Source organism: Sphingobacterium sp. MAE (assembly GCF_056711605.1).
The window spans coordinates 265,586-288,993 of sequence record NZ_CM160044.1 but is presented as its reverse complement, the minus strand read 5'-3'; the positions used below and the strand labels follow the sequence as shown (position 1 = coordinate 288,993).

The window sequence follows — 23,408 nt, the reverse complement described above, 5'->3', positions numbered from 1 at the left end:
TTTATTTGTAGCAAAATCACAACATGGAAAAATTGAGCTTTAAAATCGCAACATTACATCGAGGAAGATATATGTTGCTCATGATGCTGTTTGTGTTGATGCTTGTTTACATCGTATCAAGACTCCCTTTATCAGAAGTCGTGAAAATAATGGGCTCTTTATTTTCATTGCCCTTGGTCCTTTTCATCGCTGTAAAATGCTCCAAACAACATTCCATTTGGACCATTTATAATGGTGAATTAATAATGGAAAACAGCAGTTCCAGTCAAACGATCGCATTGGACGCCATTGACTATGTGCGCAATCTAAGAAGATCAGGAGGCAATTTGATCATTATAAAATTAAAATCAGGCAGTCATATTAGAGCCTGGCGCAACAAGCTGTTCGAATCTGAAGATGATCTCAAAAGTCTCTGCCAAACGCTAAAAGACAATGAAATAGAATATTACGATATGTAGTCAACAATTAAAAAAGAGAAATAGTGTAACTCAGGTTACACTATTTCTCTTTTTTGTTGCTTTACTTTGTATCACATTAGAAAGATCATTATGCTGGAAATAATTCAAAAACCCTGGCCCTGGTATATATCAGGTCCTTTGATTGCACTTATCATGTTCCTATTGCTCAAGCAAGGTAAAGATTTTGGCATGTCCAATAACTTAAGAACGATGTGTTCAATTGCCGGAGCAGGCAAAACGAGTTCATTTTTCAGATTTAACTGGAAAGCACAAATTTGGAATTTATTAGTTGTATTAGGCACTATAATAGGCGGCTTTATAGCACGCTTCTATCTCAGTGATGGCGCTCCACCTGCTATAAACCAAGATAGCATAGCAGACCTACAAGCATTAGGTATTATTGACAAACTTCAGGGCTATATGCCCGACAGTCTATTTCTATTTGATGGTACTCTTTTCCAATTCTTATTGCTGAGTATTGGCGGATTATTGATCGGATTTGGAACACGATATGCTGGAGGATGCTCTTCGGGACATGCCATATCTGGACTTAGTAATTTCCAATTACCCTCATTAATTGCTGTGATCGGATTCTTTATCGGCGGGATCATCATGATTCATTTTATTTTCCCTCTCATCTTTTAAACATAGCTATGAAACAGTTAAAATTTATATTAATCGGAATATTATTTGGCATCATCCTATACAAGTCGGAGGCAGCATCATGGTACCGCATATATGAAATGTTCCAGTTTAGATCCTTTCACATGTATGGAATTATAGGAACTGCATTAACAACTGCCATCCTCATTGTTCAAGTCATAAAAAGGAAGAACATAAAAGATAATAATGACCTTCCAATTCAATTTGTCGATAAAAAGAAAAGCATTACACGCTACCTACTTGGAGGTACCATCTTTGGGTTAGGCTGGGCTTTGACAGGAGCTTGTCCCGGGCCTATGTTTTCGCTCCTAGGTGCTGGATATTGGACATTAGGGATTGTGCTTATCTTTGCTCTAATCGGAACATGGCTTTACGGCCTAGTCCGTCATAAGTTACCACATTAATATCAGCATATGACAACAGTTCAGCAAGCATTTTTAGGAAGTTTTGAAAAAGAATTGATTGCAGAGATTGAACAAGTCTCTGTCATTAAACAGTTCAAAGCAGGAGAAATCATTATTGACATTGGTCAATACATTAAATTTATGCCCCTCCTCTTAGATGGAGTCATTAAAATCATTCGAGAAGATAAAAAGGAGGGCGAACTGTTGTTATATTTTTTAGAGAAAGGCGATACCTGTGCCCTATCTATAGCCTGCTGTGTAGGCTCAAAAAAAAGCGAAATCCGCGCCATTGCCGATGTCGATACCACCGTCGCGATGATTCCCAATCAGTACCTCGATAGCTGGATGGGAACCTATAAAACTTGGCGCAATTTTATCCTAGAAAGCTATTCCGATCGACTCAATGAGCTGTTAACTACAGTCGATAATATTGCCTTCTCACAGATGGACGTTCGCATCATGAACTATTTGAAAGAAAAGGCATCCATTAGCAAATCACAAAAGATAGAGATCACCCATCAGGTCATTGCCAATGACCTCAATACATCTCGTGTGGTCGTATCCCGAATTTTAAAATCACTAGAAAACCAAGGAAAAATCCTTTTAAATAGAAATAACATCAATCTAATTTAATTGTCATTTCAATGCTTAAAATATCGAAGGTAACCTATGTTACCTTTCATCCTTTTTTAAGACGTTACCTTTGATAAACAAACAATTAATCATGGAGTTATCACTTATTTTTGGATATATTTTAGCAATTGCAGTAGGCCTCTCAATGGGTATTATGGGAAGTGGTGGCAGTATATTAACACTACCTATATTTGTCTATCTATTTCATCTGGCACCAGCACAAGCATTAGACTATTCTTTATTTACGATTAGTACAATATCGATCATTGGATCAATTTCTCACTTACAAAAAAAAGAGATCGATCTCAAAATGAGTTTATTTTTTATTCTACCATCATTCATATCTGTTTATATGGCCAAGCAATACATCCTTCCTCGTATTCCTGATCATTTTCAAATTTATGAGATGATGATTCATAAAGATCAGATCATCATGACCCTGTTCGCGATCATCATGATTGCATCAGCATTAGCGATGATCAAAAAACGCGATGATCAACATCAAATTAAAACCTCCAGAAATAACACCGCGTTGATGATATCCTTTGGTTTTTTGATTGGTATATTAACAGGATTAGTAGGTGCAGGTGGAGGTTTTATCATTGTTCCAGCTCTTATACTTTTGTTAGGCAATACCATTAAACAAGCCACCGCAGCCTCTCTATTTATTATTGCCATCAATACAGCCTTTGGTCTGTTGAGCAATTTCAAACAGCTGAATCAAATCAATTGGACAATATTAATTATCTTTACAGGAATCACACTAATAGGATTGATGATTGGAATCCAATTAAAAACAAAATTAAAATCCGAAAAATTAAAAGTAGGATTTGGATATTTTCTTGGAGCAATAGGTTTAATCATAGCCAGTATAGAAATCAATCAATTTATAAATTTATAAAGGAATAAATTATGTTTTTTCAACACATTTTCGAATCTTCATTAGCACATGCAAGTTATCTCATCGGCTGTCAAGCAAAAGGAGTAGCAATTGTGATCGATCCTAAAAGAGATGTAGACACGTACTTAGCTATAGCCGAAAAAAACAACTTAAAGATAACGCATATTGCAGAGACCCATATTCATGCCGATTATCTATCCGGCTCATTAGAATTAGCCGCTTTAACAGGCGCACAGCTCTATCTTTCTGACGAAGGGGGAGCAGACTGGCAGTATGATTTTGATCACGTGGGCTTAAAACATCAGGATGAAATAAAAATTGGAAATCTGATATTTAAAGTTTTACATACACCAGGTCATACCCCTGAAAGTATCAGTTTCCTATTAACAGACACACCTGCGACAGACGCGCCCGTCATGTTGTTTACAGGAGATTTTGTATTTGTAGGTGATATTGGACGTCCAGATTTATTAGAAAATGCTGCCGGACTGATCGGAACAAAAGAAATCGGAGCACATCAAATGTTTGAATCATTAAAAATCTTTAACCAGCTTCCAGACTATGTACAAGTGTGGCCGGCACATGGTGCAGGATCTGCCTGTGGAAAAGCCCTAGGGGCAGTTCCAAGTTCAACTGTTGGATATGAAAAGATAAGAAACTGGGCTTTAAAATATGGAAATGATGAAAAAGCATTTACGGAGGAGCTTCTAAGTGGACAACCAGAGCCTCCAAAATATTTTGCGATGATGAAAAAGCTTAACAAAATCAAGCGACCATTGCTAACATCAGTACCTACTTACAAAGAACTAGACGCAACAGAATTGATATTGCATCATAAAAATGATGTAACCATCATTGATACCCGCAACAAACAAGAATTTGCACAAGGATTCATACCCAATAGCATCAATATCCAGAATAATAAAGCTTTCAGCAATTGGGCAGGCTGGATTTTAGATTATCATAAACCATTTATTCTTATTGTAGCAAAAGATCAATTAGAAGATGTCACCCGCAAATTGATGCGTATAGGTCTTGATCAAGCCATTGGCTATATTACACCTCAATCGATACAAACAGTTGGTATCAAACTTGATCAACAGGAAATCATTGATTTCAATGAGATGAATGCAGCATTAAACAATCCCAATGCACAAATTTTAGATGTTCGAAATGAAAGTGAATATCAGGCAGGGCACCTTCCCCATGCAACCCATGTCTTTGTTGGAACACTGCTGGAAAATTTAGATCAGATAGATCAAAGTAAACAACTGTATCTACATTGTCAGTCCGGTGACCGTGCGACCATAGCCATGTCACTACTTGGCAGAGCCGGGATCAAAAATATCAAAAATTATAGTCCAGGGATGAAAGAATGGGTCGAGAAAAATGGTACCCTAATAAAATAGAAAAGCGGATTAATCCGCTTTTCTATTTTAAAGACTACGCTCCGGAATTTTAAAATACCGCAGTACATCCGTTTTCTTATCGACAATATCTCCCTTTTTATTGGTTTCCAGTCGATGATTAACAACCGAAATATATTGATAATTATCAGCATCAGATTCATAAATCGTGACTGTTGCAAACTCAGCACCCAATTCATCAGCCTCCAGATAGGTCTGTAGATCTGTAAAATCCTTTTTCCCTAAATTATGCTCCAGTGCCTGCTTATCTGCTATATATGCGATCTGTTTCTCAAGTTCCCTTTTTTGCATCCATTCATTCCCCCTTTCAGAAAAAGGTTCAGTTGTTTTACCCGACCAAGCTAAGACAAGAGGGTAGACAATAATAGTCACAGCCTCAATACCCCACAAGATCCATAAAGGCCAACCACTCACCACACTTTTCTTAAGAGAAAAAGTACCAACAGCATTTAATTCTTGAATTCCACTAAATGTATCCATTGGGTGAAATAGGAAATATAAAAAACCATCCAGATTAAAAGAAGACTTCAACCACATGTCCCCTCCCATTGTACCTTCAGCATTAAACATTAAGGAGACAAATAAGCACCATTGGGCATAATACGCAACCAAAGTGCAGATGAAAGTAAATAGTAGTGCAATACCCCTATTTCTAACTTTTCCGATTTTTAACAAAACGTCCAAGACGTAAAATAAGCCATAAGCTAAACCAAATGTGATCAAAAAGTTAAAATATACAATTGGTATAAACCACTGCAAAGCAATATATACGATGGCTAAAATAACAGATGCACACACTCCCGCAATAATAGCAAACAGTACACCTCCGATTGGAGCCTTCCCCGAAGATTTATAATAAGTTTCTTCCATACAAGTTTAATTAGATCTAGACCTAAAATAACAATTGGAATAAATAAAAACAACCTTATATCAAACAAATATTACAAAACAGGCTGCACCTCCCTTCCCCATATTCCTAATGAATTTTGTATGTTTGAACCATGAATTTGAAATACCTTTATACATTAATCTTAGGACTATTCCTGATCCAAACAACAACAGCGCAACGAAAAGGCTATTGGCAACAGGCCGTAGATTATAAAATGAATATTGATGTCAACGAAAAAACATATCAATATGACGGAGACATGCAACTGAAATACAGCAATAATTCAGGACAATCACTCAAAAAAGTGTATTTCCATTTGTATTTCAATGCCTTTCAGCCGGGTTCGATGATGGACAATAGACTTTCCAACATCGCAGATCCAGATAAAAGAATGGCCACCAATATCGGCACAAAGGAAAAACCAAAATACCAGAGTCGAATTGCAACCCTGACCCCAAAACAAATTGGTTATCAAAAGATAAAGTCATTAACAATAAACGGTAACAATACCAGTTACAAAGTCGACGGTACTATTTTAGAAGTTACCTTACCTAATGAAATCGAAGATGGCGAAACGGCCACCTTTGATATGACTTGGGAGGCACAGGTACCAGAGCAAATTAGAAGATCTGGTCGCAATTCGAAAGAAGGAGTCGCACTTTCGATGGCACAATGGTATCCAAAAATGGCGCATTTTGATGAATTCGGATGGCACCTTGATGAATATATCGGTCGCGAATTTATAGCTCCATTTGGCAACTTTGACGTCACCGTTAATATCAATAAAAATTATATCCTAGGTGCATCCGGCGTATTGCAAAATCCAACAGAAGTAAAAGGATATGTAGCAAAACCAAAAATCAGAGCAAAAGATAATAAAGTCCAATGGCATTATATTGCTAAAAATATCCATGATTTTGTTTGGGCTGCAGACCCCAAATTTGTCGTTGACTCAGCCAGCAGCAAACAGGGCATTCATGTATACACGGTATATATTCCAGAAAGTGACTCCGTTAAAACAAACTGGAAAACAGCTTTAGGACTAGCAACAGAATTTTTCGATTTCAATGCCAAAACATTTGGAGCCTATCCATGGCCCACTTATACCATTATCCAAGGAGGTGATGGCGGAATGGAATACGGTACGGCAACATTGGTCACTGGAGGTCGCAATTTAAAAAGCCTAGTAGGTGTTATTTTCCACGAAGCCGCGCACTCTTGGTATCAACACTTATTCGGCATCAATGAGACCGTAGACGAGTGGTTTGATGAAGGGTTCACTTCTTATGTAGAAGAACTTGCGATGCAAAACTTATTTGAAAAACGAGGAGCCATTGAAGCTAACCCTTCCATAGATGCTTATCGTGCGTACTACAAACTAGCCCTGTCGGGAAAAGAAGAACCTGCCAGCCTGCTTGCCGATTACTACAATACCAACTATGCCTACAGTAATGAAGCTTACAATAAAGGACAGGTACTAGCCGTACAATTGGGCTATATCATTGGAAAAGACAATCTGGACAAGACATTCTTAGAATTTTATAAACAATGGAAATTTAAACATCCAACGCCAAATGATTTTAAAAGAATTGCTGAAAATATATCAGGAATCAATCTAAAATGGTACTTCAACCTCTTTATCAACACTACTCGTAAGATTGACTATGCCATCAAAACGGTTAGCGATAAAGAAATTACATTACAGAACAAATCCGACTTTGCCATGCCTATTGACTTATTAGTAACCTATGAAGATGGCACAAAAGAACTTTTCTATATCCCACTACGTGAAATGAGAGGCGAAAAACCAGCAGAAAACTTCAAAATTTACGAAGGTATTAAAAGAACAACATTGGAAGACTGGAACTGGACACAACCATCCTATCAGGTCAATCTAACAAAAAAACCTGCAAAAGTGATTATAGATCCATCATTGCGCTTAGCAGATGTCGAATCCAGCGATAATACCTGGGAAAAGAAATAACATAACAACAAGAGGCTGGTCAATAAACCAGCCTCTTTGCTTTAACATCAATCCTCGCGGCTTCCATCATCAGCCATACGCACAATTTTGGGTGAGAAACTAGCGATAATATCCACCAGATCTTCTTGCGCAGCCATCACCTCGTGAATATTTTTATAAGCCATTGGGGCCTCATCCAGTCCAGCACCGATCAATGTGATACGATGATCTGACAACATGGATTTCAAATCTTTACGTGCTATCGTTTTTATAGCTTTCGTGCGGCTCATCAATCGACCCGCGCCATGTGAAGCCGATTGAATAGCCTCTTCCTTACCTTTTCCTCGGACTAAGAAACCAGGAGTTGCCATCGATCCAGGAATGATACCCAGCACCCCTTTACCTGCAGGAGTTGCACCTTTACGATGTACGATGACCTCCTCCCCTTTCCACAACTCTTTCCATGCAAAATTATGATGATTTTCAACCATCGCCAATCGTTCAGCACCTAAAGCCTTACTGATTTTCTCGTGAATGACTTCATGACACGCCGAAGCATAGTCCCCCGCAAGGTTCATCGCTAACCAATATTCTTGACCTTCCGCTGTATCAAGTCCCATATAAGCCAAATTTTGAGCCTCGTAAGGCAAAGGACAAAGCTTTTTAGCCAGTTTAGTATAATGATCGGCAATAGTGGCGCCCAATCCCCTAGATCCCGAATGAGTCAATAAAGCAACATATCGTCCTTTCTCCATACCAAGCTCCGCATCTGCCTCCTTAAACTCCATCACCCCAAATTCAACAAAGTGATTTCCTCCACCAGAAGAACCTAATTGTGTCCAGGCCTTATCCTTTAATTGGCGAATAAAATCATTCGTTTCAAAAGCCTTACTCGCTAGCACAGCATGATCGGCACGTTCATGTTTCAAGTAACCATGTCCAGCACCAAATTTGGTATGATCCATAATCACCTTCTTATAAAAATCATGATGCGCATACAGATGCTCTTCGGGGACATCAAAAATAGACAGTGCCATTCGACAACCGATATCAACACCCACACCATAAGGAATGACCGCATGATGAGTCGCCAATACCCCACCGATTGGCAAACCATATCCTTGGTGCGCATCCGGCATTAATGCCCCCGCCACTGCAACAGGAAGTTTCATCGCCAGATCCATTTGGCGCAATGCGCCCTCTTCAATCTGAGACTCACCATAGATGCTGTAGTCTTGCTTCCCCTCTTTTAAAGAAATCGTAGCTTTAGCCACTTCATCAACATTTAAAAGAGCTTGCGCCAGCGGTTTAAATACTTCATCCTCCATATACATTTCTGGAGCAGCCAGTACTTCCGCAAACTTCAACAACATCTCCTCTCGGGTAAACCCCAATCTCTTCTTATTAATTTTCAACGCTTCCCCTAAAGCAAAATTCTCTTCATATCCCAAAGCAATTAAATCATTGCCATTTATTCTTTTATTTTCCATGATACTATTCATCAATGATGTTCCGTTTAAACCGCATCTTACAGATTTGATCTATCTTTACATCGGTTATTATTTTTCCTTAAGCAAGGAACAGCACCTCTTTATCGCTATCCCTTGCGCCTCTTTATGTCTATCTACCGATTCAGTTTTAAGGTAAAGCGGTAGATGTATTATTTCACGAACAACTGCTTCAGCTGGTCCACGATCTGACCATTACCGGAAACCGATATATTGTTTATTTTTTCAGCTATCTTCTCCACATATTCCATCTCTTTCAATTTAAACAACATCGCATTATCCTCCATCAATTTAGCCGTATTCAACAAGCTTCTTGTAGAAGCCGTTTCTTCACGCCGCGTGATGATATTTGCCTGAGCTTTTTTCTCCGCGACCAGCACCTGATTCATAATCTCCCGGATATCTCCTGGCAAGATGATGTCTTTAACACCGGCATGAAACACCTTTACCCCCAGTAATTCAATCTGCGAGGCAGTATCCTCCAGCACATGTGCATTGATGGCCGACTTATTATCCATCAGCTCATCCAAAGTCATTCGACCTATGTAAGAACGCAACGCTAATTGCATCAACATATACAACTGCTTCTCAAAATCTTTATTTTCAAGCATTGCTTTCAGCACATCCACAACTTGGTACTGTATCGAAAAATTAATCCTAATCTGCGCCTTATCTTTAGTCAAAATTTCTTGACCAGCAATATCCATAGTCGTCAATCTTGTATCCACTTTTGAAATACTGATTGATGTCGCATTTTTCCACCAGTAGTAGGTACCCGCATTCAATATCTTTGAAAAAACTCCATCAAGAAATAGCAGCCCTCTCTCCGAAGGCTCTAACTTAAACTGTCGTATATAGTAAGCCAGCGTCTGCTTCTCCAACAATTGTTTGTGCACTCCCTCACCTATTTCTATATCCGTGATATCCTCCTTTTGGAAATGATAAGTTAATAACCCCTTCCAGAAAAAATGTCTGCCTGCTGCTAGTACCTGCTTATAGTTGTTATTGACAAAAACTAGACAGATCTCATGATCGGCAACTTCCACCAATGCTACATGGTCCGAAAAACCGGTAAGCTGCATCAATACATCAACATCCAAGCTTCCTGGAAAAGGCTTCGACAAATCATATAATTCTAGTTTTTCACCAAAACCTATCCAGTATTTTCCAGCAGGCAATACGCGGGTATACCGATTGTTTTTAACAACTAATCCCAATTGATTGATATCTATAGTTACTCTTTTCATCTTATTTTAATTTTTTATTCTACTCTTCCATACCCAGTACAAAACACTGCGCTTGATCAGAATATACTATTGTTCTAAATACATTTTTCCGCGATCAAAAAGATGATCCTATTATTTATAAACGCTTCGATTCCTGTCTATTGAATATGACCGGAATATAAAAGGGGCCTAAAAGAAAAATAAAATGATGACACCTCATCCTTAAAGAATATACACCCCATTCGTGTATTCATTTAAGGATTGCAATATCCTCAACCCTATGGTTGCTTTTAGCACCTACTTTATACTACAAAGGCCCGATTCAATTGTCTCATCTTTAATAAAAAGAAAAGACCAAACGAGAGACGAAGCGCTTACGAAGTGGAGACTTTTTTAAAGAAAGTCTAAACTTGAACATGGAACTTTCGTTCCTCCAACCGATGGACACACTTTTGAGATGTGCGTGGGACTCGAACCCACCATTTTGCTGTACTCTACCTCCTGAGTTACTCCGTCCAGGACGGAGGTAGGATTCGAACCTACGACCCCAACATTTGACAATAGTGATTTTCTTAAAGTCAGCATATTACTTTCAACTGAAGCAACACTACCCTGCTATACAGAAACAGGAGACCAGGACTCTTAAATCATGCACTACGCCATATACCCTTTCAGGTATATATCTTAAAAAGCTAATCGCTTATTTATTCAAAGAACTATTTGTCTTGATCGACATTACAAATATGCAAGCCCCACCACGCAATCTGTCTGCGCAGTAAAAAAGAATTTAAAAAAATCAATCAACAACAACACATCAAACTGATAATCAATTACATTAATTTAATAAAAATTAAATAAATCCGATCAAAAACACTTTGTGCGCAAATACATTGCGCAGCAAATTTGAATTCTGTATCTTTAACTTCATACCATAATATCAAAAACAGCATGTCCACCAATAAACTTGCATTAATTCGCTACAAAACCATTGACAACTGCTTATGTCAACGTCATCGCAAATGGACCTTAGAAGATCTTATAGAAAAAGTCTCCAATGCCCTTTATGAGCTTGAGGGTATCCATAATGGCATCAGCAAAAGAACGATTCAAGGAGATATACAAGTCATGCGGAGTAATAAGTTAGGATACAATGCCCCGATTATTGTGACAGATCGAAAATTTTACAGCTATAGTGATCCTACATACAGCATCAGCAATTCACCCATCACCTCCTTAGATATGAAGAAAATGAAAGAAGCCGTAGACTTACTCAAGCATCTCAATGGTTTCTCTTATTTTGACGAAATGAGTGATATGATCTTACGTTTAGAAAATAGCCTCATTCAATCGGAAGGAGCTCAAAAGCCTGTCGTACAAATGGAAAGTAACAAACTCTTAAAGGGTTTAAACTGGATCAGCATACTTCATCACGCTATACTCGAAGAAATTCCTTTACTCATCACCTACAAATCCTTTAAGTCACTCGCGCCTATACAAGACGTATACTACCCATATCTGCTAAAAGAATACCGCAATCGTTGGTTCTTAATCTGCAAACCTAAGAAAGGAAATCTCTTAATTACGCTTGCTCTGGACCGTATAGTTGATATTGATGAAATGGCAAAACATGGTTTTATACCTTACGAAGGCATCGATTTCGATCGCTACTTTGCCGACACCATTGGGGTTACAAAAAGTCAAAAAGACCGTGGACAAAAAGTAATCTTAAAAATTGACAGCTTCAATGCCCCCTATGTAGAGACCAAGCCATTACATAGCTCTCAGCAGATCATCAACAAACATGATGATGGCAGTATCATGATTCGTCTTGATGTCGTCTTAAACTTTGAGCTGGAAAGAGAAATTTTGGGATTTGGAGAAAATATAGAAGTCATTGCCCCAAGAAATCTACGCGACCGAATAAAAAAGAGAATCAGTAAAAATCTACAGCAGTACAGCAAAGAAACAGAATAAATCCATTTAACTCTGGATTTTCCTTTACCTTTGCCTTCAAATAAAACAGACCCATGATCTACTTTCACATTCCATTCTGTAAGCAAGCCTGTCATTACTGCGACTTTCATTTTAGCACCTCACTGAAATACAAAGATGAAATGCTCAACATGCTATACAAGGAAGTCGAACTTAGAGCCGATTATCTGGAAGATAAAAACATCCAGTCCATTTATTTTGGTGGAGGTACCCCCTCTATATTAGAACCCGAAGATATCGCTAGGCTGATCGACAAAGTGTCAAAACATTTTGAGATCGACTCGCAAGTAGAGATTACCTTAGAAGCCAACCCGGACGATCTCAACCGGGAAAAAGTAGCAAAACTCCGTCAAACAGAAATTAACCGCTTTAGCATCGGTATTCAATCTTTTTTTGAAGAAGATCTAAGATGGATGAACAGAGCGCATAACCAAAAAGAAGCCGAATCTTGTATTATGCGCGTACAAGATGCCGGATTTGAAAACATCACCTGCGATCTGATCTATGGATTTCCATTATTAACCGACGAAAAGTGGAAAACCAACATGCAGAAGCTATTGGATTTTCAGATTCCGCACATCTCATCCTACTCGATGACCGTAGAAAAGAAAACAGCACTTGATCATATGATCAAAACAGGAAAAGCGCCGGCCATAGATAGTGATCAAGCTGCCGATCAAATGCTGATGCTGATCGACCAGTTGAAAACAGCAGGATTTGAGCAATATGAAATATCCAATTTTGCTAAAGATGGTATGTATGCCAAGCATAATACCAACTACTGGAAAGGAAAACATTACTTAGGTATTGGTCCATCTGCACATTCATTCAATGGTACATCACGCTCATGGAATATCGCGAACAATGCCAAATACATCCATGATATGGCACAAGATAAGCTACCGTTAGAAACTGAACAATTATCTTTACTTGATCGCATTAACGAATACACCATGACCTCACTGCGCACCATGTGGGGTATCAATCTTGCCTTAGTGGAAGACAAATTTGGAGCAGAGGTCAAAAAACAACTATTGATAAACTCCGAAGCATTCATTTATAATAAGCAATTAACTCAAGTGGACAACCGGCTTACCCTTAGCGACACGGGCAAACTAATGGCCGATCACATTATGTCTGAGCTATTTATTATTGATGAAAATTATCAATATGAATAACAATATTATGAGCAGTTACTTGCCATTGGTTTGTAACTTCAACAGCTCCTGTTCTGCTAATTTTCGAGTCTCTAGCTTGATATCGTCCTTTCTGCGCTGTAGATTTTCTCCAATACTTGAAATCAAACCTTCATTCAACGGAACAAGCTCCCTTCTAGAATCCCATTGGCTGATATAAAAATCATCCGATTTTTCATCAAAAAGAATATCGTAATCATCCAATCGACGTTGTTCCTCATATGCACCTATCACGTAATAAGGAAAATATCGATTTGGTTTTTCAACTATTTCCAGCTGCAAAGGCTTATATTCATATGGAGAAGAACTAAGTTTAAACAAAAATGTAATTGCTTTTTCAAATTGGTCCAACTTCTTTAAAATCAGCAATTCGTCGTTATTATATTGAAACGGATTGGGATAGTACGCGCCATTATAAAAATAGTCTTTAGGATCCTGTCGTATCTGTAACGGCTCTACCCGTACACCATGCTTATTGATGAGGGATTCATTTACACCGTCCTCAGCAGGTACTACAAACCAATGTTCACCACCGGCATCATATTGTTTTTTCATCTTACCGGCATATACAGTAGCGTAACCGTAATTAAACGGCAGTGCAAAACCCCAATCTGCAGGAGAAATCTTATCCCCTAAAAAATTGACAAAACCAATTTTCCCCTTCTCCACATAACGTCTCAGACCTTCAGACCAATAGTCAGATCCATTATCAAAAAACTGAGGGTAATACAATATATTGCCTTTTCTGTCATATACCGTCGAAACCGCAAAAGCTGGATTATCTGCATCTTCTTCATCTCCAACAACCCCGATAAATTCGATAAAGGGATCATCGATCGGTACATTTAAATCAAAATCATGATATACATGGTGGATTGGAGGAATAATAATTGTCCCCTTTTCATTGCGCACCCCTACAAGACTACTGTCCGCAGTCATCATATAGTACAATTTATTTTGCCCTTTAGAAAATAAAAAGCAGCAAGACAAAATGAGCGTAACGAAAATTTTCAGCCCCCTCATATAAGCAACTTTTTGGTTCTCAAATATTTCAGAATAATTGCCGTCGCACCAGCATGCTGTTGAACATAACATTTTGCCTGTTGACCAGCGTAGTCGCGCTTAGTCTGATCCTGTAAACAAGTAAAGATCAAATGGAGTTTATCAGCATCTTGAATAGAAAAACCAGCTCCCTGCTCGATCAAATCCTTAGCTTCCTGAAACTTATGATATTTTGGGCCAAATATAACCGGTATACCATACGTCGCCGCTTCCAATGTATTATGAATCCCCACCCCAAATCCGCCACCAATATAGCTGATACTTCCATAGCCATACAAAGAAGAGAGCATGCCTATATTATCAATGATCAACACGCGCGCATTCGCGACTTTTTGACAAGTATGCTGCGCAAAATTTGAGAATCTAAGTGCATCGGGAAATAATAATAAAATAGCGTCGATATGCGCTTCATGGATTTCATGCGGAGCTAAGATCAATTTCCAGTCAGGAAACTGCAGCATGAGGTCCTTTAAAAGCTTTTCATCCTCCAGCCATGTACTTCCTGCCACCAAAACAGGAGATTCACCAACAAATTGACCGACCTCCATCACACTTTTCTGCTGCTTGGGCAATTCCACCACACGATCAAATCTCGTATCACCCGTAAGCCCAACATTTCGAAATCCATGCTCTTTTAATAGATGGACACTTTCTTCATTTTGCATGAAAAAATAAGTGACCGACAGGAGGATTTCTCTAAAAAAACCACCATAAGGTTGAAAGAAAATTTGATTCGGTCTGAATATGGCAGAAATCATGAATAGCGGAATATCTCTATTTTTCAGTTCAGAAAAATAATAATGCCAATATTCATATTTTGTAAAAACCACAAATTCTGGATGAATGAGATCTATAAACTGCTTGGCATTTTTTGCTGTATCCTCAGGGAGATAAAAAACATAATCGGCTAAATTGGTATTCTTTCTAACCTCATAACCTGAGGGAGAATAAAAAGTAATCACAATTTTTTTTAATGGATAATCTTTTTTTATACCTTCCAAAACGGCCCGCCCCTGTTCAAATTCCCCTAGGGAGGCAAAGTGAAACCAGATGTGATTTTGACCCGTTTCAACCGTTTGATTTATGCGCGCATACCAATCCTTACGACCATCTACCCAAAGCTTAGCCTTGGGATGAAAAGGCGCTATTAAGCGTAATAAAAGCCCATAAAGATGGATTCCTAAAGAATAAAGAAGACGCATGTTCGTAAAATAATACTTATATTCGTCAAAGATATTAAACCCTTTTCTAATTGTTGAAAATAAGTGGAAAATAAGATACGCAACCCAATTTTAATACCGGAGCTGCAAGATCTCTTGACTTTCACCCTGTGTGATCGTATTAGACAGGATTATCGACCATCAATCTTTGCCAATCAAAAAATAAGAACATAAAGACTTTACATATTATAATTATAAACAATGAGCAAAATACTTGTAACAGGCGGAACAGGATATATTGGTTCGCATACAGTTGTTGAATTGCATAACGCAGGATATACACCGGTTATCATTGACAACTTATCTAATTCTAGCATCAAAATGTTAGATCAAATTGAAAAAATAATCGGCGTAAAACCTGAATTTCACCAATTTGACCTATGTGATGAGGCAAAAGTCTTAGAATTTGTTAAGAATAATACAGACATCAGCGGTATTATCCACTTTGCGGCATCAAAAGCTGTTGGAGAATCTGTTCAAAATCCTTTAAAATATTACCGCAATAACTTCTTTTCTCTGATCAACATATTAGAGGCATACCGTCAAAAAACAGTCAACTTTGTATTTTCTTCAAGTTGTACAGTATATGGTGAACCCGATTACCTTCCTGTTGATGAAGCAGCTCCAATCAAAAAAGCAGCCTCACCCTACGGCAATACCAAACAAATTGCAGAAGAAATTTTGGAAGAAACGGCCCATGCCTATGACAATTTTAATATTATTGCGTTACGCTACTTCAATCCAGTTGGAGCACACGAATCTGCATTAATTGGAGAATTGCCCCTAGGAGTTCCACAAAACCTACTTCCTTTCATTACGCAAACCGCCATCGGTAAGCGTGAAAAATTAACCGTATTTGGAAATGACTTTGATACTAAAGATGGTTTCTGTGTACGCGACTTTATTCACGTTGTTGACTTGGCGAAAGCACACGTTGCTGCAATTAAATTATTAGAAAAAGGTAATCCAAAAGGAAAATATGACGTTTTTAACGTGGGAACAGGTAAAGGATATTCCGTGTTAGAAGCAATAAAAGCTTTTGAAGAAGCTTCAGGACAAAAACTAAACTACGAAGTTGGTCCGCGCCGTGAAGGAGATATCGTAAAAGTATATGGTGATGCCACCAAATCAACCAATGAATTACATTGGACAGCACAGTTAGGCATTTTTGAGATGATGGACAGTGCTTGGAAATGGGAAAAATACCTCAAGGAAAACCCGATCGTTTAATCGAATAAATAAGAGCTAACATGAAAGTTAGCTCTTATTTATTCAATAGATTAAAGTAAGCATCTAGCCCTAAGAAACAGACCTTTAGTTGTCGTGAAAAAATCGCAAATTATAATTTCAAATTTGTAGACAGCATCGTATATCGTTCTTCCCCGATTTTCTTTTTCAATCTTTGTTTAGCCTTTTTGACAGCATCTTCTGTTACACCCAATATATTCGAAATCTCCGTATTTTTTAAACCCAGTTTGCCTAAAAAAATAAATCTTAAATTTGACTCCGTCAGTTCAGGATATTGCCTTAACAGATCATTATAAAAATGCGGGTATTCTTTAATAAAAGCTTCCTTAAATAAGTTCCACTTATCCTCAGTCATTAAATGCGATTCCAATAACGCCTGTAGCTGACCCCTTTCATGCTCAATGGCAGAAAAAGAGGTTTGATTCACCCGTTCGATCTCCTCCTTTAGATTAGCAATATATTCATTCTTTTCTCTGAGGTAAACGGTAAAGGAAGATAAGTTATTATTGGCCTCCATTAATTTCTGATCCGAAAGATACTTTTCCATTTGCAAGCCCAATACATGTCTTTCATAGATCACTCTTCGTACTTTAAGTTTTCTAGTAAACAAAAAATAAAGGCTGATGGATAAAGCCAACAGCAGAGCAATAACGATACTGTATGCCCTTTTTTTAAATAATTCTTTTTCAAATTGCTCGCGACTCAATTCGATCCGATGGATATACTTTTGCTTATCAGCAAGCCACTTTAACTGTTGTAATTTCTCATCACTATTCCATAACTGTAAACTATCGTTGAGCTGAATCAATCTCCGTCTTGCCAACAATTCACGATGATCATCATGTCGCTTCACTGCAATAGCCAAACGTACCTCTGTAATTTCTTTCTCTGACCTTTTCAGATATACTTTTGTAGAAGCATACATAGCAGCACGATTAATGGCATTTTCCGCTTCTGTCAATTTCCCTTCATCAATATATACCTTTGCTAGCAATATATAAGCATACATGGTATTTTGCTTGCTCCCATACCGCTCCGAATAAACAATATCCTCCAATAATAAATCAACAGCCTTCTTCAAGTCACCTCGCCCCCAGTAAATGACCGCCTGGTTACCTAGTGCTTTACCTAGCCGGACATAATCGCCCGTCTCCTTAGATAGTGCCTCCACCTCTTTAAAATAACGAAATGCTGTCACCGTATCCGCTTGCTTCAAATAAGCCATGCCCAATCCATCAAGAATACTACTCATCGCATTTGACTTTGGATGTGCATGTTTGCGGGCAAGATTTAAGTATATCATACTCGCTTCAGCATCGCCAATAGTACCGAAAAAATAAGCCATATTTCGTATTGAAATCTCGGGATTTGGAGATTTATTTAAAGAAACTTGCGGTAAAAAATTGCGCACTTCTAAGAAAATAGGAAACGCAGCTGTAATATCTCGGAAATCATAGAGATAAAAACCGTAGTTCACTTTCGTCCAAAACTCTAACTCTTTATCCTTATTACGGATTGATCTCTTAATTGCGGAAAGGTAGAGACTTTTGCTTCTATCATTGGGAGCATCATATGCCTTTGCAATCCCATCTGCGAGCATACAATCATAAACAATGAGTAAGGAAGCGTCATTGTACACTTGAGCATAAGATAAGATTGGATTCAAATAATGCTTGAGAGCAACTGTATCTTTTCCAAAATCTCGCTCTTGTTTAATCAAATATTCAATTCTACTCTTACTTGAAAACAACTCTTCCATTCTGATTGAATCAGCAAAAGTTGTCTGAAAGAGAATCACCGTAAAGAAGAATAAATTAAACAGTTTCAAAATCAGCAAAAGGTTAATAAACTTGTAGATGTTTAGCGACAAATATAGTAGTTTTTAGATGTAGTTTATCAGGAACTTTCATTAAAAAATTGTTAAAAACAGAACGAATATATATGAATTATTTTTTGAGTATAAAACGTTGCTTTTTCGCCTATGGCAATACCTTTTTTAAACAAAATCTAGGAAAAAACAATTACATAAATTGAATTTTATAGGATCGGATTTTTTAGTATTTAACACCCATTAACAGACTTAAAAAATCTCTTTTTTATGACACATCAGGATTTCCCAAGACCATATCTTTAGACATCCTAAAGTCTGATTGAATAATGACTCTAAATATAAAATCATCGTAAATTTAATCCCATCAACTTTCATCAGCAATTGGATTTGGGCCAATGCAATCTAACCACAATCACCTATTAAAGAGAGATTTAAAGAGTACTACTTTCTAAAAGAGCACCTATCAAAAATCCAAAATAATAAAGGAAGGTACCGTTTTGATTTTTTTTAGCCTAAATTTTCCCCTATCTTTAAATCATGTCCATTCATCAAGATCCAGAATTAAAAAAGGCTGTCCTCAACCTTCCATTAAAAGAAAAAGATAAGTTGTTACTGCGATTGATCAGTAAAGACAAAATGTTAATCAAACAACTGCATTTCCAATTGTTAGAAGATGAGTCTGACTTGGAAGACCGCATCGAAAATTTGAGAAAACAACTCCAACAACTTTTTGATATAGGAGCATCTCATATATTCAACACGCCAAATATGAGTAATTTCATTGGACTTAGTAAATTGGTCAAACAGGCAAGTGGTATGGTCAACGAGCATGAAAAAATTACAAAGCATAAATTGAGCGAAGTAGAATTCCGCATTTATATTTTAGAAAGAGCCATCCTCGGTTACCCCAGTCTGTTTGGTTTATCCTATCAATCTGCGGCCCATAAACTTCAAAAGTACTTAGCAGGAAGAATAAAACATGCTGTATCTAAATACGAAAAGATTCACGAAGATCATCAATTCGATTATAGAGATCACTTTCAAGAAATTCTTGATACAGCCAATAATACAGCAATAAAGGATTATATAAAAGTATTAAATGTCAATACAAATTTATAGAAGTTAGACAGCAAAGTCCGAGATGGGATCGACATACTATCAAAACATCAAACATCCGGGATCACCTCAAATTGAGAAAAGCTCGATCCCAGATCTCCATTAAGTTATAGAATATGACATAATTTGATTCAAAAATAGCACAGCACTAGAAGCCAAAATTTGATACATCGAGCTCGTTTACTTGATTTATTTTTCAGATTCGCAGCATATAGCAGCAGCTAATTTTGTAAGAAGCCATCATTTTAAGTAAATTCGCAATATTCCAAATTAGTGAACGCGTGGGAATTAAAGAAATTATAGAAAAATACGGTCAAAGTGAGCTAACACAAACTTTGACTAAAGCGATACAAGCTAAAAATCCAAAAGTCCAGTTAAAAGGTCTTATCGGCTCATCAGATGCCGTTATGGCGGTAGCGAGTTATACCTTACAAGAACGTCCCTATCTTTTTATCCTTCCGACACATGAAGATGCCTCCTATTTCTTAAGCGACCTCGAAAGTCTCTTGGATAAACAAGTTTTGTTTTTTCCGGCTTCTTACCGTAAACCATTTGACTTCACACAACTCGATGCGACACACGTTCTGCAACGTGCAGAAACATTAAATGTATTAAATCATGCTTCTGAGCTTCCAAAAATGGTGGTTACCTATCCCGAAGCAATAGCTGAGAAAGTCATTAACAGAAGTGATCTGGAGAAAAACACCTTAGAAATAACTGAAAAATCAAAACTCAGTATCGATTTTATTAATGAATTTCTATTTGAATATGATTTCGATCGCGTAGATTTTGTTTACGAACCCGGGCAATACGCCATCAGAGGTGGAATTGTAGACATCTTCTCCTTTTCCAATGATCTTCCTTATCGTATTGAATTCTTTGGAGATGACATCGAAAGTATCAGAACATTTGAAATTGAATCCCAATTGTCGGTAGCAAAAATCCATAAAGTTACCATAGTTCCAAATGTGCAGGCTAAATTTCTTTCAGCACAAAATATATCCCTATTAGAGTATATTGACAAAGATGCAGTGATCTGGGTAAAGGATGTCCAATTTACATTGGATACCATAAAAGATGGGAATAAAAAGGCAACTGAATTTTGGAAGGCTTTGTCTGAGAAAGAGAAGAAAGATAATTCAGAGTGGATAAATCCAGCATATGGATTTTCGGACGAAAAAAACTTCAATGCCTTGCTCTTTGATTTTCCAATTGTAGAGTTCGGAAAACAGTTCTTTTATAAGCCCGATACAACGATCAAATTTGATATCCATCCGCAGCCCTCGTTCAATAAAGATTTCAATCTACTGATCCATAATTTCAAAGAAAACGAAAAAAATAAAATTGAAAATTTAATTTTTTCTGATTCCCCGAAACAGATCGAAAGAATCTATAAAATTTTAGAAGACCTGGACAAAACGGTTTCTTTCATCCCTATTCATAAAGGATTTCGCGAAGGATTTACAGACGACAATGTCAAATTAGCCTGTTATACCGACCATCAAGTTTTTGATCGGTATTATAAGTATAAACGTAAAAAAGGCTACGAAAAAAGCCAAGCAATCACCTTAAAAGATTTACGCGATCTCAAACCAGGGGACTACATCACCCACATTGATCATGGTGTCGGCAAATATGCCGGTCTAGAAAAAGTCGAAGTCAACGGAAAATCTCAAGAGATGATTCGGTTGAGCTATGCCGACAATGACCTGCTATATGTCAATATCAACTCATTAAATCGGATTTCCAAATATTCAGGAAAAGAAGGTTCGATTCCGAAAATGAATAAACTGGGAACAGATGTATGGGATAAACTTAAGAAAACAACAAAAAAGAAGGTCAAAGATATCGCCCGCGACTTGATCATGCTCTATGCAAAGCGTAAAGCACAAACAGGGACTGCCTTTAGCCCCGACAGTTATCTTCAAAATGAGCTAGAAGCTTCCTTTATCTATGAAGATACACCAGATCAAGAAAAAGCGACCGCAGATGTCAAGCGCGATATGGAGTCGCCACATCCGATGGATCGACTCGTCTGTGGTGATGTTGGTTTCGGAAAAACAGAAATTGCTATCCGTGCAGCATTTAAAGCTGTTGCAGACAGCAAGCAAGTTGCGGTTCTGGTACCCACCACGATTCTTGCCTATCAACATTTCCGGACTTTTACCGAACGTCTTAAAGATCTTCCTTGCACCATCGATTATATCAATAGATTCAAAACAGCAAAACAAATTAAAGAAACCTTAGCCAAATTAGCCGAAGGCAAAATTGATATCATCATTGGCACCCACAGATTGGTAAGTAAAGATGTCAAATTCAAAGATTTGGGATTAATGATTATCGATGAAGAACAAAAATTTGGTGTTTCGGTAAAAGAGAAATTAAAACTATTGCGTGCCAATGTAGATTCTTTGACATTAACGGCAACGCCTATACCCCGTACTTTACACTTCTCCCTAATGGGAGCCCGAGATCTAAGTTTAATCAATACACCGCCGCCCAATCGTCAACCTGTACAAACAGAATTACATGTGTTCAATGAAACATTGATACAAGAAGCAGTATCCTTTGAACTCGAACGTGGTGGGCAAGTATTCTTCATCCATAACCGTGTAGCCGATCTTAAACAGCTCGGGGCTATGATCCAAAAATTAGTGCCCAATGCTCGTGTCGGCATCGCACATGGGCAACTTGAAGGTGATGATCTGGAAGATGTCATGTTGAAATTTATCAATCATGATTTTGATGTTTTGGTTGCCACGACCATCATTGAAGCAGGATTAGATATTCCAAATGCAAACACCATCATCATCAACCATGCGCACATGTTTGGTTTGAGTGACCTCCACCAAATGCGTGGACGTGTGGGGCGCTCGAATAAAAAATCATTCTGTTATCTATTAAGTCCACCTCTATCAACGTTAACTTCCGAAGCGTATAAACGCCTGTCTGCTATTGAAGAATTCTCCGAGCTTGGGGCAGGATTTAATGTTGCTATGCGAGATTTGGATATCCGTGGGTCTGGTAATTTATTAGGCGGAGAGCAGTCAGGTTTTATAGCCGAAATTGGTTTTGAAATGTATCATAAAATTCTTGATGAAGCGATCCAAGAATTAAAAGAAGATGAATTCTCAGAAGTATTTGCTGATGATAAAGACCATAAATATGTTTCATTCACACAGATCGACACCGATATGGAAGTATTGATTCCTGATGAATATGTGACGAATATCAGTGAACGCTATAATCTGTACACTGAAATATCGAAACTTGACAATGAGGATCAATTGACTGATTTTGCAGTATCGCTCGAAGATCGATTTGGTCCGATACCACATGAAGTTTTTGAATTATTTAATACTTTACGCTTACAGTGGTTTGGAAAACAGATTGGATTTGAGAAGATATCTTATAAGAAAAATACGCTTAAAGGTTATTTTGTCAATAATCCAAAGTCAGCTTATTTCGAATCCGACCAATTTGGAAAAGTGTTGGCATTTGTCCAGCAACATCCCGAAATCAGTAATCTAAAAGAAATCAAAAAGCAACTGCGATTGGCATTGAGTAATGTCAATAGCATTAGCTACGCGTTAAAACTTTTAAAAGAAATGGTTTAGCATATAAATCAGCAACAGGTTTATCATAAAAAAAGGTTTCTATTTTAATCATAG

The 23,408-nt window shown here is 37.6% G+C and carries 18 protein-coding genes; 12 read left to right on the top strand and 6 right to left on the bottom strand.

Annotated features, from left to right (window positions below):
• Positions 1–23: 23 nt before the first annotated feature.
• The 6 genes from AC06G9_RS01205 to AC06G9_RS01180 all read left to right on the top strand — a co-directional run bounded on the left by AC06G9_RS01205 (position 24) and on the right by AC06G9_RS01180 (position 4,468).
• Positions 24–458, top strand: a complete 435-nt coding sequence (locus AC06G9_RS01205; protein ID WP_480957403.1) for a hypothetical protein — start codon at positions 24–26, stop codon at positions 456–458.
• Positions 459–548: 90 nt separating this feature from the next.
• A complete protein-coding gene (locus AC06G9_RS01200; protein WP_480957402.1) occupies positions 549–1,103 on the top strand; it encodes a YeeE/YedE family protein in 555 nt (184 codons plus the stop codon).
• Between the two features lie 8 nt (positions 1,104–1,111).
• Positions 1,112–1,525, top strand: a complete 414-nt coding sequence (locus AC06G9_RS01195; RefSeq protein WP_480957401.1) for a DUF6691 family protein — start codon at positions 1,112–1,114, stop codon at positions 1,523–1,525.
• Positions 1,526–1,534: 9 nt separating this feature from the next.
• A complete protein-coding gene (locus tag AC06G9_RS01190; protein WP_045752444.1) occupies positions 1,535–2,158 on the top strand; it encodes a Crp/Fnr family transcriptional regulator in 624 nt (207 codons plus the stop codon).
• 91 nt (positions 2,159–2,249) lie between these two features.
• Positions 2,250–3,059 (top strand): sulfite exporter TauE/SafE family protein, encoded by an 810-nt coding sequence (locus AC06G9_RS01185; protein ID WP_480957400.1) that lies wholly within the window; start codon positions 2,250–2,252, stop codon positions 3,057–3,059.
• A gap of 11 nt (positions 3,060–3,070) precedes the next feature.
• Positions 3,071–4,468, top strand: a complete 1,398-nt coding sequence (locus AC06G9_RS01180; RefSeq protein WP_480957399.1) for a rhodanese-like domain-containing protein — start codon at positions 3,071–3,073, stop codon at positions 4,466–4,468.
• Positions 4,469–4,495: 27 nt separating this feature from the next.
• On the opposite strand, the gene AC06G9_RS01175 is transcribed toward AC06G9_RS01180, so the two are convergent.
• The gene (locus AC06G9_RS01175) at positions 4,496–5,356 is read right to left on the bottom strand and encodes a hypothetical protein (protein ID WP_480957398.1); all 861 of its coding nucleotides are present in this window, start codon (positions 5,354–5,356) and stop codon (positions 4,496–4,498) included.
• Between the two features lie 131 nt (positions 5,357–5,487).
• Between AC06G9_RS01175 and AC06G9_RS01170 the strand changes: the two genes are divergently transcribed.
• Complete coding sequence (locus AC06G9_RS01170) at positions 5,488–7,359, top strand: M1 family metallopeptidase (protein ID WP_045752448.1); 1,872 nt, start codon at positions 5,488–5,490, stop codon at positions 7,357–7,359.
• A 47-nt stretch (positions 7,360–7,406) separates the two neighbouring features.
• Here the strand turns inward: AC06G9_RS01170 and AC06G9_RS01165 are convergent, their stop codons facing one another.
• Together AC06G9_RS01165 and AC06G9_RS01160 are read right to left on the bottom strand one after the other, a co-directional pair.
• Positions 7,407–8,828 carry an RtcB family protein gene (locus AC06G9_RS01165; protein WP_260947519.1) on the bottom strand — a complete coding sequence of 474 codons (1,422 nt, stop codon included), beginning with the start codon at positions 8,826–8,828 and terminating at the stop codon, positions 7,407–7,409.
• Positions 8,829–8,998: 170 nt separating this feature from the next.
• Entirely contained in the window at positions 8,999–10,093 is a 1,095-nt protein-coding gene (locus AC06G9_RS01160) for a slipin family protein (protein ID WP_045752449.1), read from the bottom strand.
• Positions 10,094–11,020: 927 nt separating this feature from the next.
• On the opposite strand from AC06G9_RS01160, the gene AC06G9_RS01155 reads away from it, so the two are divergent.
• Both AC06G9_RS01155 and hemW read left to right on the top strand, forming a co-directional pair.
• Positions 11,021–12,046 (top strand): helix-turn-helix transcriptional regulator, encoded by a 1,026-nt coding sequence (locus AC06G9_RS01155; RefSeq protein WP_434440042.1) that lies wholly within the window; start codon positions 11,021–11,023, stop codon positions 12,044–12,046.
• A 53-nt stretch (positions 12,047–12,099) separates the two neighbouring features.
• Positions 12,100–13,242, top strand: coding sequence for a radical SAM family heme chaperone HemW (hemW, locus tag AC06G9_RS01150; protein ID WP_293928500.1), 1,143 nt, complete (start codon positions 12,100–12,102; stop codon positions 13,240–13,242).
• 15 nt (positions 13,243–13,257) lie between these two features.
• Here hemW and AC06G9_RS01145 read toward each other — a convergent pair whose 3' ends face one another.
• Together AC06G9_RS01145 and AC06G9_RS01140 are read right to left on the bottom strand one after the other, a co-directional pair.
• On the bottom strand, positions 13,258–14,202 hold the full coding sequence (locus AC06G9_RS01145) for a hypothetical protein (RefSeq protein WP_480957397.1): 945 nt from the start codon (positions 14,200–14,202) through the stop codon (positions 13,258–13,260).
• Positions 14,203–14,279: 77 nt separating this feature from the next.
• Positions 14,280–15,524 (bottom strand): 3-deoxy-D-manno-octulosonic acid transferase, encoded by a 1,245-nt coding sequence (locus AC06G9_RS01140; protein ID WP_248754975.1) that lies wholly within the window; start codon positions 15,522–15,524, stop codon positions 14,280–14,282.
• 219 nt (positions 15,525–15,743) lie between these two features.
• Here AC06G9_RS01140 and galE point away from each other — a divergent pair, with 219 nt between their 5' ends.
• Positions 15,744–16,772 (top strand): UDP-glucose 4-epimerase GalE, encoded by a 1,029-nt coding sequence (gene galE / locus AC06G9_RS01135; protein WP_045752453.1) that lies wholly within the window; start codon positions 15,744–15,746, stop codon positions 16,770–16,772.
• A gap of 109 nt (positions 16,773–16,881) precedes the next feature.
• Here galE and AC06G9_RS01130 read toward each other — a convergent pair whose 3' ends face one another.
• Positions 16,882–18,618 (bottom strand): tetratricopeptide repeat protein, encoded by a 1,737-nt coding sequence (locus AC06G9_RS01130; protein WP_434440034.1) that lies wholly within the window; start codon positions 18,616–18,618, stop codon positions 16,882–16,884.
• A gap of 540 nt (positions 18,619–19,158) precedes the next feature.
• On the opposite strand from AC06G9_RS01130, the gene AC06G9_RS01125 reads away from it, so the two are divergent.
• Positions 19,159–19,740: a hypothetical protein gene (locus tag AC06G9_RS01125; protein WP_480957396.1), complete on the top strand. Its 582-nt coding sequence runs from the start codon at positions 19,159–19,161 to the stop codon at positions 19,738–19,740.
• A 278-nt stretch (positions 19,741–20,018) separates the two neighbouring features.
• Positions 20,019–23,354, top strand: coding sequence for a transcription-repair coupling factor (mfd, locus tag AC06G9_RS01120; protein ID WP_480957395.1), 3,336 nt, complete (start codon positions 20,019–20,021; stop codon positions 23,352–23,354).
• Positions 23,355–23,408: the final 54 nt, after the last annotated feature.